Below are 14392 nucleotides of genomic sequence, written 5' to 3'. Positions count from 1 at the left end.
GGACGCCGAGATCTACGACCACCCCACCCACCCCTACACCCAGGCCCTGCTCTCCGCGGTCCCGGTGCCGGACCCGGAGGCCCGCGAGCACCGGGAGAGGATCATCCTCACCGGGGACGTCCCCTCACCCACCAACATCCCCTCCGGCTGCCGCTTCCGCACCCGCTGCTGGAAGGCCCAGCACCGCTGCGAGGTCGAGGTCCCCCTGCTGACCGTCCCCGAGCATCTGCGCCCCCTCGGCGGCCCCGTGCTGCACCCGTCGGCCTGCCATTTCGCGGATGAGAAGCATGTGGTGCCCGGCCAGGAGGGCGGGACCGGGGAAGGCTCGTCCGGCAACCGCGAGTGATCCGGAGTCAAACTCTTTAACGCAGGAGTAACTTGCCCGCCGCAGCACCGATATACGAACGCGCCACGCTGTACGGCGTACGGCCGTGCGGGTGCCGTAGACCGGCCGGGACCGCGCCACGCGGGCCCGGCCGGTCGCCTGTGCCCGCTGCCGCGCTGCCCACTGGGGCTTAAGGATCACGTAGGCGGCCAAGTTGTGCCGCACCCGCCCGTGCGGACGGCCTCGCGGCGCGGTCCTGCCTCACATGCATGTCTCCGGCACGGGCAACCGCCTCGGGCGGTTGGCCGATGGGCTCGGCCGACTGGCATCGTCGCTGGACGCGAACATCGCCGTCAGTGATCCATCCGACCCTGCGGCGCGTGCCACGGTGGGCCGCTTCGTGGTGCACCACCCGGACGGGACATGCGAGGACCGGGCCCGCCGCTGACGGGGCGGGCCTCGCGCTGCCGCGGCTGCCCTGGTCAGCCGATCGGGGTCAGGGCGCCGCCGTGGTAGCGGACCGCGGGGTTCCAGAGCAGGAAGGAATCGATGCCGTTGTCGGCGGCGGCGCGGATCTGCGCGGCGACCTCCTTGTCGCCGTAGGAGACCCCGAGGGAGAAGTCCTGGATCCAGGGGATGATCTCGGTGCTGGAGCCCTTCGTCTGCTTGACGAAGTCGGCGAGGGACCGCTGGGTGATGTCGTACGGCTGGGAGTTGGGGTTCGCCACGCCGTATTCGCCGGGGTTCCAGTGCGAGGGGTAGATCATGGGGGAGATGTAGTCGCTGACCAGGGCCAGCTTGTCGATGTTCTGGGCGATCTCATGGGGCCGCGTGGTGGCTATCCCGTACACCGAGACGCCGAGGAACGCGCCGTGCCGGTGGGTCAGCTGCCGGGTTTCGCGGACCAGCGAGACGATGGAGTCCTCCGGTGAGGTGTCGCCCAGGCCGGGGAAGGACAGATTGCTCAGCTTGCCGTCGGGCCGGCGGATGTAGTCGTAGAGGATGTCGTCAAACCCGAGCTCGGCGGCCTCGGCCGCCAGATCGAGGTGGTACTGGCGCACGTCCTGGTTGGCGAAGTTGGTGAAGGACAGGGATCCGTAGTTGGAACCGGCGCCGTACGGCCGGCCTTCCTTCGTCTGGATGACGCGGTCCCGCTTGCCCTCCTGCCAGGAGGCGCGGGCGAGGATGGGGTCCCGGAAGGCCACGATGCGGCCGACGACCTTGCCGCCCGCCTCGTGTATCTCCTTGATCGCCTGCTTGGCGTCGTAGTAGCCCTTGGCCGCGCCCGTCTTCTTGGCCAGCGGCACCTGTGAGGCGTAGCCGATCTCGCCCAGCTCGTCCTTGACGTCCAGCTGCACGGCGTTGAGCTTGCCCTCCCGGAGCAGCTTCAGCACCGGTTCGCGCAGTTGGTCGGAGACCCAGCCGTGCGCGCTGACGTGCGCGGCGCGCAGCAGCGGCCGTCGTACCGAGACCGCAGCCTCCCGCTTGACGGCATTCCCCGCGGCGTCGGTCGCGACCACGCCGATGCCGTCGGCGGCCGTGCGCAGTTCGGCGGAGAACGTCCCGTCGGGCCCGAGCTTCACCGGCTTTCCGCCGGCCGTCACCTTGGAGGCGCCCTTCGCCGTGCCCTCGACGGTGACCGGCCCGGTCAGGCTGTCGGCCTCGGCGTCTTCCAGGGTCAGCTCCGGCGGTGTGGTGTCCACGGTGAAGCTGTGGTTCAGCTCGCGGGAGCCGGTGAGGAAGCCGCCGTCCTCGACCACACGCAGCAGGTACTCGCCGTCCGCCAGGGAGCCCGGCAGCAGCCGCAGCTCGCCGTCGGCCCACTGCGTCCTGACCGCCTCGCCGTTGAGGCTGACCTTCGCCTCCTTCAGCGCCGGTGCGTCGCCCGCGGTCACGGACAGGGCGTAGCTGCGGTGCGCTTCCGCGTTGAGCACACCGCCGTCCGGCAGGCCGCGCACTCTGAACTCGGGGTCGCTGAGCGCCCGTAGCAGGAACACCGTGCCGACGGCCAGCCCCGCCGCCGCCAGGGCCACCAGAAGGGTGACGATCAGTTTCCGCGGGGATCGTCCACCGGAGGAGGTCGGGGTCTGCCGGCTGAGCCACATAGGCGCTCATCCCTTCAAGGAGGTCACGTGCGACGCTGCGTTCTCCCCATCGCTGCTGCTGGCATGGCCGTTCTGGCGGTCTCATGCGCCGGTTCGCAAGGCGGCACGCCTGAATCGGCTGAGTCCAAGACCACCGGCTCTGGGCAGGATTCCCCTTCGGGGCAGGCGGAATCCCCGTCGCGGCCTCCGTCTCCGGAGAGTGTGGCGGCCGATGAGCTGGGGTTTGTCCCGGTGCTGATGTATCACCAGATCGTCCCTGAGCCCCAAGGGGTGTACGACCGGAATCCGGACGACTTCCGCGCCGAGCTGGAACGCCTCGCCCGTGAGGACTACGTGCCGGTCACCGCGGCCGAGTACAGCACCGGCGTGATGGACCTGCCCGCCGGGACCCACCCGGTGGTCCTCACCTTCGACGACTCCACCGACAGCCAGCTGAGGGTCGGCGTCGACGGGGAGCCCGCGGACGACTGCGCCGTCGGCATCCTGCGGGACGTCGCCGCCCGGCACGAGGGCTTCCGCCCCGTCGCGACCTTCTTCGTCAACGGCGATCCGTTCCCCGCGACCGGCGGGCGCAAGGCGCTGGCGTGGCTGCACGAGAACGGCTTCGAGATCGGCAACCACACCCTGAACCACGCAAAGCTCAGCGCCCTGCCGGCCGCCGGGGTCCAGCGGGAGATCGCGGCCAACCAGAAAGCGATCGCCGACGACGCGCCCGGCGCCCGGGTGCTGTCCATGGGGCTGCCCTTCGGCATCCAGCCCGACCCTGCGCGGCTGGCCCTGGCGGGCAGCCACGCAGGGGTCTCCTACCGGCACCGCGGCGCCTACCTGGTCGGGGCGAACCCGGCGCCGTCCCCGTACGCCGCGTCGTTCGACCCGGTCGGGATTCCGCGGATCCGGTCGGCAGGGCCGGACGCCGAGGACGCGGAGCTTGGGTCGTCCCGCTGGCTGGACAAGCTGGCGGACGGGACCGTGCGCCGGTACACCTCGGACGGCGACCCGGAGCGCATCTCCTTTCCGGAGGGGGGCCGGGGCGAGGTGGCCGGGGAGCACCGGGAGCGGCCCGGCCGTACTAGGGCGTGCGTGGGGGGGGGGCTTTCCCCCGCCCCGCCCCTTCCCGAAACTGGGGCTGAAGCCCCAGACCCCTTTTCCCGGGGGCTCCGCCCCCGGACCCCCGCGCCTCAAGCGCCGGCGAGGCTTGAAGGTGCTGCCCCCGCGCCTCAAGCGCCGGCGAGGCTTGAAGGTGCTGCCCCCGCGCCTCAAGCTCCCCCAGCTACCTCCCCCAGACTCCGTCCGGGGGTACCCCCACGGAGGTACCCCCAGGCGGGGCTCATTTGAGCCCGCTGCGGGCACTTCCCGGACGGAGCCTGGGGGAGGAGTCCGGGGAGACTGAGGACACGGCCTTCAGACCGTACCGGGGGTCTGGGGGCTCGCCCCCGGTTTCGCGGAAAGGGTCAGCCCAGGGACCGCTTCAGGAAGTCCACCTGGAGCAGCAGCAGGTTCTCCGCGATCTGCTCCTGCGGGGTCATATGCGTCACCCCGCTCAGCGGCAGCACCTCATGCGGCCGTCCCGCGGCCAGCAGCGCCGAGGAGAGGCGGAGGCTGTGCGCCATGACGACATTGTCGTCCGCCAGGCCATGGATGATCATCAGCGGGCGGGCGGGGGAGGCCGGCGTGACCAGGTCGCCGGTCGGGGTGACCAGTGAGCTCGCCGTGTAGACCTCCGGCTGCCGCGCCGGGTCGCCGAGGTACCGCTCCGTGTAGTGGGTGTCGTACAGCCGCAGGTCGGTCACCGGCGCACCGGCGATCGCGGCGTGGAAGACGTCGGGGCGGCGCAGTGCCGCGAGGGCGGCGAGATAGCCGCCGTAGGACCAGCCGCGGATCGCCACCCGCTCCAGATCGAGCGGAAAGGTCCCGGCGAGCGAGTGCAGGGCCTCGATCTGGTCGTCGAGGGAGATCGTGAAGTCGTCGCGGATCGCCTTCTCCCAGGCGGGAGAGCGGCCGGGCGTGCCCCGGCCGTCCGCGACGATCACTGCGAAGCCCTGGTCGGCGAACCACTGGGACGTCAGGTGCGGGTTGTGCGCCGCGTACACCCGCTGGCCGTGGGGGCCGCCGTACGGGTCCATCAGCACCGGCAGCGGACCGTCCGACTCCGTATAGCCCTCCGGCAGCAGCACGGCGGCCGGAATCCGCTGCCTGCCCGCCGTGCACAGCCGCGGCCGGGCGGTCAGCAGCGGCTCCTCCGCGAACGAGGCGACGGTCGCGACCGGCTTGCCGTCCCGCAGCACCTGCACGCTCGCCCCGCTGACCTCCGGGCGGGCGGACACCAGCACCGTCACCTCGCCGGAGCGCGCCGCGGCATGCACCCCCGGCCCCTCCGAGAGCCGCTCCACACCCAGCTCGTTGACGCGGTAGACATGGATCTCGCCGATCTCCGGATCCGCCGCATCCGCGCCGGCCGACGCGGACACCAGCACATCGCCCGCGCCGATGTCGAGCACCGCCCGCAGCTGCAGCTGGGCCCCGGTCAGCGCCCGGTCGCCCACGGCCAGCACCCGCGCCCCGCCCTCGTCGGCGATCCGCACCAGCCGGCCGTCCGGGGCCCATGCGGGCACGCCGGGGAAGAGATCCAGCCACACCGGGTCCTCGTCCACATGGACCGTGCGGGTCGCGCCCGAGCCGGTGTCCACGGCCAGACAGAGCTGGGTGCGCTGGTCCCGCGCCTGCACCAGCAGCAGCGGCGCCCCTGCCGCGGACCAGTGCACCCGGGCCAGATACGGATAGCGCTCCCGGTCCCAGCTCACCTCCGTACGTCCGCCGTCGAGCCCGACGAGGAAGAGGCGGACCTCGGCGTTGGGCGTTCCGGCCGCCGGATACGCCACCTGGGCCGGTTCCCGGTCCGGATGGGCCGGATCGGAGATCCACCAGCGCTGTACGGGCCGCTCGTCGACCCGCGCCACCAGCAGCCGGTCGGACTCGGGGCTCCACCAGAAGCCGCGCGAACGCCCCATCTCCTCGGCCGCGATGAACTCCGCCAGGCCGTAGGAGACATGCTCCTCCTCCGCTGCCGCGAGCGCCCGGTCCCCGTCCCCCTCCGCGCCCGTCACCCGCAGCGCGCCCCCGGCCGCATACGCGATATGGCGGCCGTCGGGCGAGGGCCGGGGGTCGAGTACGGGCCCGGGCGCCGACAGCTCGCGTGCGGTGCCGGCGCGCAGCTCGGCCGTGAACAGCCGGCCCGACAGCGCGAACGCGGCCAGTTCGCACGCCTCGTCCACCGCATAGGCGACGATCCCCGCCGAGCCCTCACGGCTGCGCTCCCGGCGCGCCCGCTCCCGGTCCGACAACTCCTCCGCCGCTCCGGCGAGCAGCGTCTCCGGGTCGGCGGCGACCCGCTCCTGCGGAGCGCCGTCCGGGGCGGAGCCGCCAGGCCCGCCCAGGTCCAGCACCCACAGCCGCCCCGTGCGGTCCGTCCCGGACGACGAGCGGATGAAGACCACACGAGTGCCGTCCGGCGACACGGTGAACGAGCGCGGCGCCCCCAGTGAGAAGCGCTGGGTCCTGGCGTACTGGCGCGGGAACGAGGACTGCCGCTTCGAGGTCTGCTTCGAGGTCATGCGCACGAACCTAGCGGTCGTGCGCCCCCATGTGCTGCCGTGCACCAAGCGATGTCCAGGCACGGATAGTTATGATCCGTAGCGCAAGGTGGGTATGACTCCTCTGGCATGTGCCCCGGCATGTGCGGACCGCCCGTTACCAACCGAATGCCGACTGAATCTCTGTGGAGGTGAACCGCCGTGGCACTCTCGATTTCGGCGGTGGTGCTGCTGGCGATCGTCGTCTTCCTGCTGGTCCGGAAGTCCGGGCTCAAGGGAGGCCATGCGGCGGTCTGCGTGTTGCTCGGGTTCTATCTGGCCAGCTCGTCCATCGCGCCGACCATCAACGAGCTGACGACGAACGTGGCGGGGATGATCGGCAGCTTCAAGTTCTAGGGATGACTGGCCCTAGGCTTGCTGTATGAAGGATCTGCCCGCCCGTCGTCTGCTGCTGGTGCACGCCCACCCGGACGACGAGTCGATCAACAACGGCGCGACGATGGCCCGCTATGCGGCCGAGGGCGTCCACGTCACCTTGGTGACCTGCACCATGGGTGAGGAAGGCGAGGTCATTCCCGGCGATCTCGCCCATCTCGCGCCGGACCGGGACGACCGGCTCGGTCAGCACCGCGTCGGCGAACTTGCCGCCGCGATGAAGGAGCTGGGGGTCGAAGACTACCGCTTCCTGGGCGGGGCGGGCCGGTTCCGCGACTCCGGGATGATGGGCCTGCCGCAGAACCGCCGGCCGGACGCCTTCTGGAACACCGAGGTGGACGAGGCCGCGCCATATCTGGTCGAGGTGATCCGCTCCGTACGGCCCCAGGTGATGATCACCTACGACCCCCAGGGCGGCTATGGCCACCCGGACCACATCCAGGCCCACCGCGTCGCCATGCGCTCCGCGGAACTGGCCGCGGAGCCGGCCTTCCGGCGGGACCTCGGCGATGCGCACACCATCGCCAAGGTCTACTGGAACCGGGTGCCGCGCACGGTCGCGGAAGAGGGCTTCGCCCGGCTGCGGGAGACCGCGGTCGGCTCCTTCCCCGGCATCGCGGACATCGGCGACATTCCCGGTGTGGTGGATGACTCCGAGATCACGGCGGAGATCGACGGTTCGGCCTATGCGGAACGGAAGGCCGCAGCCATGCGTGCCCATGCCACTCAAATCGCCGTCGACGGACCCTTCTTCGCCCTCTCCAACGACCTAGGACAGCCGATCTTCACTGCCGAGTACTACCAACTGGCCGCGGGGGAACCGGGCGTGCCCGCGGGGCAGCGGGAACGGGATCTGTTCGCGGGGGTCGCGCTGTGATCGCCTTCAGCCCCGCGCGGATCGCGCTGTACGCCGCTCTCCTGCTGCTCGGTCTGGCCGTCGGCACCGCCGGGTCGCTGGTCCAAGGAGGCTGGTTCCCGGGCGGCTTGCTGCTCGCCCTCCTCGGTTCCGGCGGCCTCTTCTACGGCGCGACCCGGGCGACCGGGACCCAGTTGGGGACCCTGGTGTCCGCGGGCGGCTGGCTGCTGGCCATCCTGCTGCTCAACCTCGGCAGGCCCGAGGGCGACGGCGCGTTCACCGCGGGACTCGGTCCGCTGCTCTTCATGCTCGGCGGGATGGTTCTCGCTGTGATGTGCGCCACCCTGACGCGTCCGGCGCAACCGGGCGACTGATTCTCCCGACTTGGCAGGCAACGGCACAGTAGCCGCAAAACGAGACGAGGCTGGCCGAGACCTCACCCCAGCGCAGCCAGGGGACGGCGGGCCCTTATGGTGGGTCGCCCCCGGGGGACGGAAGGAAGCCGAGACGGCCGTGCCCGTACGGTCGGCGGTTGTCGCTTTCCCCAAGCAGCGGGGTGTGATGTCTGCGGCGGCCAGTATGGTGGTGCGCGCCGCCGAGCCGCCCGCAGCAGCAGCGAACGAGTAAGAACGGGCGGCGGAGCCAACCGGGAGAACCTGCTTTGAGTCGTGAAACTGACAGTTCGTCCTCCGGCCCCCAGGGGGGCGGCGGAGCCGCGTACCCCTCGGGCACACCGCCGTACGGAACGCCGAATCAGGCGGCGGGCGGTGCGGCTCCCGAGCCCCAGCCCCAGCCGGACGAGCCCAAGACCGAGACGACGCTGACGACGCGCATCCGGATCAACATCCCGGGTTCACGGCCCATCCCGCCGGTCGTCATGCGCACCCCGGTCTCCAGCGCGGACGCCTCGTCAGCCCCGGCTGAGGACGAGGGTGAGAGCGAGAGCGAGCGCACGGGCGGCATGACGCGGCCCGCGGCGCCGAGGGAGGCGGAGCGGCCGGCCCCCGCCCCCGCCCCCGCGCCTCCGGCGGAAGGGAGGAAGCCCGCGACCAGCGACTGGTTCGCCCCGCGCAAGCCGGCGAACCAGGCCCCGGCCCCCGCGCCTGCCCCGGCGCCGACGCCGCCTGAGGCCCCCGCGCCGGGTGCGCCGCCCGCTGGGTCCGGTGGCGGAATGCCCTTCTTCTCGGACGCCCCGCAGACCGGCGCCGACCGGGCCAGGCCGCCGCAGGGCGTCCGCCCGCCCGGTGCGCCGGGTGCGCCCGGTACACCGGGCGGCCCGACGACCGGCCCCGCCGCGGGCAGCATGCCGCTCGGCCCCGGCCCCGACGGCCCCCGACCGGGCGCGGGCGATCCGGGCGGTCCCGGTGGTTCCGGCATCGGCGGCCCGGGTACGCCGGGCGGACCGAGTACGGCCGTCCCCGGAGGTCCCGGAGGTCCCGGTTCCGGCGGTCCCGGCGCAGGCGCGCCTGCCGGCCTTGGAGGTCCCGCAGGTCCTGGCGGTCCTGGCGGTCCGGCCGGTCCCGGAGCCTTCGGCAGTCCCGGAGCCTTCGGCGGCTCCGGCGCCCCCGGAGGCGCGCCGATCGGCCCGCCCCGGATGTCCGACGACACGACGGTGCTGACCCCGCAGGGCCCGGACCACTCGGCCCCCGCGGGGGGCCATGTCTCCGGCGACACGCTCACCAGCGGCATCCCGGTCGTGCCCCCGAGCGAACAGCGCTCGCCGTTCCCGGAGTTCGACGGCCCGCTCACGGCCCCCGGCCCGACCGGCCCCGACGACGCGGACTTCTCCGCGCCGGAGTTCCCGGCCGGCCCCGGTGCGTCGGGCGGCCCCGCCGCACCCGCCCCGGCGGCCAAGGCGGAGCCCGCCCCCGCCCCCCGCCCGGCCCCCGCCAGGAAGGGCCGCTCCAAGCTGGTGCTCGCGGGCGCGGGAGCAGTCGGCCTGCTCGGCGTCGCCTATGGCGCGGGTCTGCTGCTGAACCACTCCGACGTGCCGAAGCGGACCACCGTCCTCAATGTCGACATCGGCGGCGGCACCAAGGAAGAGGCCGTCAGCAAGCTCGACGCCGCGCTGGGCAAGCGCGCCGCGACGCCGCTGAAGCTCTCGGTGGGCGGCAAGGAGATGGAACTCGCCCCGGACAAGGCAGGCCTGTCGCTGGACAGTCAGGCCACCGTCCGCGGTGCTGCGGGCAGCGACTACAACCCCGTATCGGTGATCGGCTCCCTCTTCGGAGGCGAGCGGGTCGCGCAACCGGTGATCGTCGTCGACGCGGAGAAGCTCTCCGTCGCCCTCGCCGACCTGTCCGGCGCATCCGGCACGGCCACCGAGGCGACCATCAAGTTCACCCCCGGCAAGGCGGTTCCGGTCCCCGGCAAGGCCGGCCAGGCCATCGACGTGGCCCGCGCCATGACCTCCGTCAAGGACGCCTACCGCGCCCAGGTCGAGACCGGCAGGCCCAACGTCGTCGAAGTCCCCGTGACCGCCAGCCAGCCGACCATCACCCAGACGGAGCTCGACCGGGCGATGAAGGAGTTCGCCGAGCCCGCGATGTCCGGTCTGATCACCATCAAGGCCGGCCCCAAGTCGATCCAGTTCGGCCCGCAGCGCTCGCTGCCGCGCATCCTGTCGATGAAGCCGGTCGAGGGAAGGCTGGTCGAGGTCTACGACAAGAAGGCCATCGACGAACTGCTCGAAGGCGTCTTCGACGGCATCACCATCACCAAGGCGGACGGAAAGCAGCACCAGGTCTCCGCGGACGACGTCGCCCAGGCCATGCAGGGCGCGCTCCTCGGCAAGACCCCGCTCGAGCGCACGGCGGTCATCGACCTCAACCCGAGCTGACACCCGGCACGCCGGGGAGCGACAGCTCGCGCTCCGCTTCCCGGCGTTCGCGGTGGCTCAGCTCTGAGACCCGGCGGCGGACGCGTACGAGGCCAGGTGCGGCACAAAGCGGTACGGGCTCTCCGGCCCGCCGCTCTCCTCCTCGGTCAGCGGCTCCTTGTTGATCTTCATCGACGGTGTGCCGTAAGCGCTTTCGTTCTCGCATGACGGGACCGGTCGACCGACCGCGGCCGGACGACGCGGTCAGTTGAGCATCGCCCGTGCCGCCTTCGCCCGCCTCCTGACCGCGTCCGCCGTGCCAGGCTCCGCCGGGGCCACGATCTCCGCGTATGCGTCCATCTCCGCCGCCCCCGCCAGGAAGTCCCCGCGCTGGACGAGCAGCTGGGCGTGGTCGAAGCGGAGGCGGGCGGGGTGGGAGGGCAGCAGCAGGGAGAGCTCAACGGCCCACAGCGCGACGTCGGAGTGCTCCGGGCGTGCGGTAGCCCAGGCGCGGATGTTGTTCAGGATGCGCAGCACCGTCTCCCGGGGGTCGGCGGGCCGCAGCATCGAGGGTTCGAGCGGCGCGCCCGTCGCCCCGGCGACCAGCAGCTCCGCATCTGTCCCCGTCAGCACCCGGCCGCCCGCGAAGGGGTCCGCCAGCACCTGCTCGCCCGTCTCGCCGGGTGCGCCGAAGCCGACGACATAGTGGCCGGGGAGCGCGACCCCGTACACCGGGGCGCCCGCCCGGCGGGCGACCTCGACCCAGACGACCGAAAGCAGGATCGGCAGGCCCCGGCGTCGCCGCAGCACCTCGTGCAGCAGCGAGGACTCCAGCCGCTGGTAGTCCGCGGGCACGCCGTGGAAGCCGCACCGGTCGCCCAGCAGATCCGCCAGCGCAAAGGCCCAGGCGCGGGGCGTGCGCAGCCCGTAGGGCAGCAGCCCGGCGAGCCGGTCCAGCTCCATCTGGGCCGCGTCCCGGCCCGCCTCGTCCAGTGACGCATCCGCCTCTGCGCCGATCAGCAGGCAGAGAAGGGCGAGGTCGGGGCGGTCCGACCTGGCTTCCTCGGCGAACCGGCGATGCCGCTCCGAGGCGGATTCGTCGTGCATATGCGATGCGTACCCGCTCATGACGACTATCCGCTCACGCGGGCCGGAAGTGGTGGTAGAGGTGGTGGGGCGCAAAGCCCATCTGGTCGTACAGCGCCAGCGCGCCCCCGTTGCCCTCCTCCACCTGGAGCCAGGCGGCCGACGCGCCCTCGTCGAGCGCCCGCCGTGCCAGTGCGGCCATCACGGCCGTCGCGAGGCCCTCGCGCCGCCGCGCCGGGTCGACCTCGACGGCCATAAAGCCCGCCCATCGGCCGTCGACCACGCACCGCCCGATGGCCGCGGGCGGGCCGGGCGCGGCGGGCACGGTCGCGAACCACACCGAGGGGCCGCTGCCGAGCACCCTCAGCACATGCGGGCCGGGCCGCCCCGCGCGCTGGTAGCGGGCCAGCCAGGCGTCGTCGACGGCACGGGACACAAGGACGTCGTCCGCGAGGGGCTCCGCGGCGGCGTCCGCCAGCGGCGCGAGCGGCGCGATGCGCACCTCCGCGGTGACCTCGCGCTCCCAGCCGTGCGCTTCGAGTTCCGCGCACAGCCCCTCCTGGGCGCCCGCCGTCCCGGTCGCGGCCTGGACATACGCGGGCAGCCCGCGCTCCGCATACCAGCCGCGCACCCGCTGAAGGGCCTCGTCCAGCGGAATGCCGGGGTCGCCGAGCGGCAGCACGGAGTTGGCGCGCCGGGTGAACCCGGATGCCGCGCGCAGCTCCCACCCGCCCANCGGAATGCCGGGGTCGCCGAGCGGCAGCACGGAGTTGGCGCGCCGGGTGAACCCGGATGCCGCGCGCAGCTCCCACCCGCCCAGACGTTCGCTCTCCACCGGCTGCCAGGCGCGCGCCATCACCCGTGAGAGTTCCTCGAAGTCCGCCGCGGGCCCGCGGCGCCGGGCCGGCGCCGCGGGCACCACCTTGGCCGCGACCAGGGACGATTCCGGGATGTGGACGCTGTCACCGGTCCGCTGTGTGATCACCAGCACACCTTCGTTCCAGGATGTGAGAACGCCGATCGTGTCGGTGAACCGCTCACCCTCCGCTTCCGATCCGGTCAAACGCCGGATTGATACCCGTTTGCCTACGTCGGAAGGTGTAATACGGACCTCGAGGCGTCCGCCCGCAGTGAATTCCACAGCTCTCCGAGCCCCTCCTGTTCGGATCGTCCCCAAGAACGGAGATACTAGGGGCGGGCATCGACGACGCCGCGCTCCCGCGCAAAGCCAGCCCTACCGAGGAGGAACGACAGCGTGACCTACGTCATCGCGCAGCCTTGTGTCGACGTCAAGGACAAGGCGTGCATCGAGGAGTGCCCCGTCGACTGCATCTACGAGGGCTCCCGGTCCTTGTACATCCACCCGGACGAATGCGTCGACTGCGGGGCCTGTGAGCCGGTCTGCCCGGTAGAGGCGATCTTCTACGAGGACGACACCCCGGAGGAGTGGAAGGACTACTACAAGGCGAACGTCGAGTTCTTTGACGAGCTCGGCTCGCCCGGTGGCGCCTCCAAGCTCGGGCTGATCGAGCGCGACCACCCCTTCATCGCCGCCCTGCCGCCGCAGAACCAGTAGCCGACGGCCCGCAAGCGCGCCCCCGGTCCCGTACGGTTCGTCGTCCGTACGGGACCGAAGCGTTTATGTGCGCGTACGCATCTGTGTACGCGTACGCATCAGTACGCACGAGTGCGAGAAAGTGACGACCGTGTCCGCAGCTTCCGCAGCTTCTTCAGTCTCCGCCCGTCTGCCCGTCTTCCCCTGGGACAAGCTCGAGCCGTACAAGGCGACGGCCGCGGCGCATCCCGACGGCATCGTGGACCTCTCCGTGGGCACGCCCGTCGACCCCGTGCCCGAAGTGATCCAGAAGGCGCTCGTCGACGCCGCGGACTCCCCGGGCTATCCGACCGTGTGGGGCACGTCCCGGCTGCGGGACGCCCTGGTGGGGTGGACGGAGCGCAGGCTCGGCGCCGTCGCGATGGAGCATGAGAACGTGCTGCCGGTGGTCGGCTCCAAGGAACTGGTGGCCTGGCTGCCCACCCAGCTCGGCCTGGGGCCCGGAGACCGCGTCGGCTACCCCCGGCTGGCCTATCCGACGTACGAGGTGGGCGCGCGGCTGGCCCGGGCGGAGCCCGTCGTCTACGACGACCCGACCGAGCTGGACCCGGACGGTCTGAAGCTGCTCTGGCTGAACTCCCCGTCCAACCCCACCGGCCGGGTGCTGGCCGAGGACGAGCTGACCCGTGTCGTCGCCTGGGCACGCGAGCACGGCGTGCTGGTCTTCAGCGACGAGTGCTATCTGGAGCTCGGGTGGGAGGCCGACCCGGTCTCGGTGCTGCACCCGGACGTCTGCGGCGGTTCGTACGAGGGGATCGTCGCCGTCCACTCCCTCTCCAAGCGCTCGAACCTGGCCGGCTACCGCGCCGCGTTCCTCGCGGGCGACCGGGCGGTCCTCGGCGAGCTGCTGCAGATCCGCAAGCACGGCGGGATGATGACTCCCGCGCCGGTGCAGGCCGCCGCGGTCGCGGCGCTCGGCGATGACGCGCATGTCGCGGAGCAGCGCGCCCGGTACGCGGCCCGGCGCGCGGCACTGCGCGGGGCGCTGGAGGCGCACGGCTTCCGCATCGAGCACAGCGAGGCCAGCCTCTATCTGTGGGCGACCCGTGACGAGCCCTGCTGGGACACGGTGGCGCGGCTGGCGGAGCGCGGGATCCTGGTCGCCCCCGGGGACTTCTACGGTCCGGCGGGGGAGCGCTTTGTGCGCGTCGCGTTCACGGCGACGGACGAGCGCGTCGAGGCGGCGGTCAAACGGCTGGCGTGACCAAGAGCCGGTGTGACCGAGAGCCGGAGCCGGTGTGGCCAGGAGAGGCCGGTGTGCAGACAGGGGCCGGTGTGACCTGGCCGGTGTGACCTGCAGCCGGCCGCTGTAACGACGAGATGCGCGGAGATACGCGGAGGGCCCCGGGGATGGTGTGATGCTGTTGGTTAATTCGGGGCCTGGCGTGACGTCGGCCTTCAAGACCTGGTTGTGGTCTTGAAGGCCGACGTTGTCGTATGGGGTGGGTGCGGATGTCGATGCAGCCGAAGGGGTCTGGGGAGATCCCGGCGGAGACGGTACGGGTGGCTCGGGCCGCGTTCCCGAAGGGGAGCCTGGCGATCCGGGTCCGGGATGAGCTGGG

12 protein-coding genes are annotated in these 14392 nt (G+C 72.2%); 8 read left to right on the top strand and 4 right to left on the bottom strand.

Annotated features, from left to right (window positions below; translation table 11 throughout):
* Nucleotides 1–346 (top strand): oligopeptide/dipeptide ABC transporter ATP-binding protein (locus QCN29_RS35660; RefSeq protein WP_398860655.1); only part of this gene is annotated, 346 nt, incomplete at its 5' end.
* Nucleotides 347–807: 461 nt separating this feature from the next.
* Here the strand turns inward: QCN29_RS35660 and QCN29_RS35655 are convergent.
* Entirely contained in the window at nucleotides 808–2430 is a 1623-nt protein-coding gene (locus tag QCN29_RS35655) for a putative glycoside hydrolase (RefSeq protein WP_279933389.1), read from the bottom strand.
* Between the two features lie 237 nt (nucleotides 2431–2667).
* Between QCN29_RS35655 and QCN29_RS35650 the strand changes: the two genes are divergently transcribed.
* Nucleotides 2668–3765: a polysaccharide deacetylase family protein gene (locus tag QCN29_RS35650; RefSeq protein WP_279933392.1), complete on the top strand. Its 1098-nt coding sequence runs from the start codon at nucleotides 2668–2670 to the stop codon at nucleotides 3763–3765.
* 116 nt (nucleotides 3766–3881) lie between these two features.
* Here the strand turns inward: QCN29_RS35650 and QCN29_RS35645 are convergent, their stop codons facing one another.
* Entirely contained in the window at nucleotides 3882–6041 is a 2160-nt protein-coding gene (locus tag QCN29_RS35645) for a S9 family peptidase (protein WP_279933388.1), read from the bottom strand.
* Between the two features lie 180 nt (nucleotides 6042–6221).
* On the opposite strand from QCN29_RS35645, the gene QCN29_RS35640 reads away from it, so the two are divergent.
* The 4 genes from QCN29_RS35640 to QCN29_RS35625 all read left to right on the top strand — a co-directional run bounded on the left by QCN29_RS35640 (nucleotide 6222) and on the right by QCN29_RS35625 (nucleotide 10150).
* Nucleotides 6222–6416: a hypothetical protein gene (locus QCN29_RS35640; protein ID WP_240136639.1), complete on the top strand. Its 195-nt coding sequence runs from the start codon at nucleotides 6222–6224 to the stop codon at nucleotides 6414–6416.
* 25 nt (nucleotides 6417–6441) lie between these two features.
* On the top strand, nucleotides 6442–7332 hold the full coding sequence (gene mshB, locus QCN29_RS35635) for an N-acetyl-1-D-myo-inositol-2-amino-2-deoxy-alpha-D-glucopyranoside deacetylase (RefSeq protein ID WP_279933386.1): 891 nt from the start codon (nucleotides 6442–6444) through the stop codon (nucleotides 7330–7332).
* Nucleotides 7329–7685, top strand: coding sequence for a DUF6113 family protein (locus QCN29_RS35630; protein WP_240136641.1), 357 nt, complete (start codon nucleotides 7329–7331; stop codon nucleotides 7683–7685). Before mshB ends, QCN29_RS35630 begins: the two co-directional genes overlap by 4 nt.
* A 287-nt stretch (nucleotides 7686–7972) precedes the next feature.
* Nucleotides 7973–10150: a VanW family protein gene (locus QCN29_RS35625; protein WP_279933385.1), complete on the top strand. Its 2178-nt coding sequence runs from the start codon at nucleotides 7973–7975 to the stop codon at nucleotides 10148–10150.
* 243 nt (nucleotides 10151–10393) lie between these two features.
* Here the strand turns inward: QCN29_RS35625 and QCN29_RS35620 are convergent, their stop codons facing one another.
* Together QCN29_RS35620 and QCN29_RS35615 are read right to left on the bottom strand one after the other, a co-directional pair.
* A complete protein-coding gene (locus QCN29_RS35620; protein ID WP_279933390.1) occupies nucleotides 10394–11236 on the bottom strand; it encodes a transglutaminase-like domain-containing protein in 843 nt (280 codons plus the stop codon).
* A gap of 34 nt (nucleotides 11237–11270) precedes the next feature.
* Complete coding sequence (locus tag QCN29_RS35615; protein ID WP_279933383.1) at nucleotides 11271–12356, bottom strand: GNAT family N-acetyltransferase; 1086 nt, start codon at nucleotides 12354–12356, stop codon at nucleotides 11271–11273.
* Nucleotides 12357–12470: 114 nt separating this feature from the next.
* Between QCN29_RS35615 and fdxA the strand changes: the two genes are divergently transcribed.
* A complete protein-coding gene (fdxA, locus tag QCN29_RS35610) occupies nucleotides 12471–12791 on the top strand; it encodes a ferredoxin (RefSeq protein WP_018089397.1) in 321 nt (106 codons plus the stop codon).
* A 130-nt stretch (nucleotides 12792–12921) separates the two neighbouring features.
* Nucleotides 12922–14034 (top strand): bifunctional succinyldiaminopimelate transaminase/glutamate-prephenate aminotransferase, encoded by a 1113-nt coding sequence (locus tag QCN29_RS35605; RefSeq protein WP_279933381.1) that lies wholly within the window; start codon nucleotides 12922–12924, stop codon nucleotides 14032–14034.
* Nucleotides 14035–14392: the final 358 nt, after the last annotated feature.

This window comes from Streptomyces chengmaiensis (genome assembly GCF_029846775.1).
GTDB lineage: Bacteria > Actinomycetota > Actinomycetes > Streptomycetales > Streptomycetaceae > Streptomyces > Streptomyces chengmaiensis.
The sequence above is the reverse complement of the archived record's forward strand: the minus strand, read 5'-3'. Positions and strand labels throughout refer to the sequence as shown.

Coding starts and splice junctions, on each gene's coding strand:
- QCN29_RS35655 (WP_279933389.1), bottom strand. CDS start 2,430: ATGTGGCTCAGCCGGCAGACCCCGACCTCCTCCGGTGGACGATCCCCG.
- QCN29_RS35650 (WP_279933392.1), top strand. CDS start 2,668: ATGTATCACCAGATCGTCCCTGAGCCCCAAGGGGTGTACGACCGGAAT.
- QCN29_RS35645 (WP_279933388.1), bottom strand. CDS start 6,041: ATGACCTCGAAGCAGACCTCGAAGCGGCAGTCCTCGTTCCCGCGCCAG.
- mshB (WP_279933386.1), top strand. CDS start 6,442: ATGAAGGATCTGCCCGCCCGTCGTCTGCTGCTGGTGCACGCCCACCCG.
- QCN29_RS35620 (WP_279933390.1), bottom strand. CDS start 11,236: ATGCACGACGAATCCGCCTCGGAGCGGCATCGCCGGTTCGCCGAGGAA.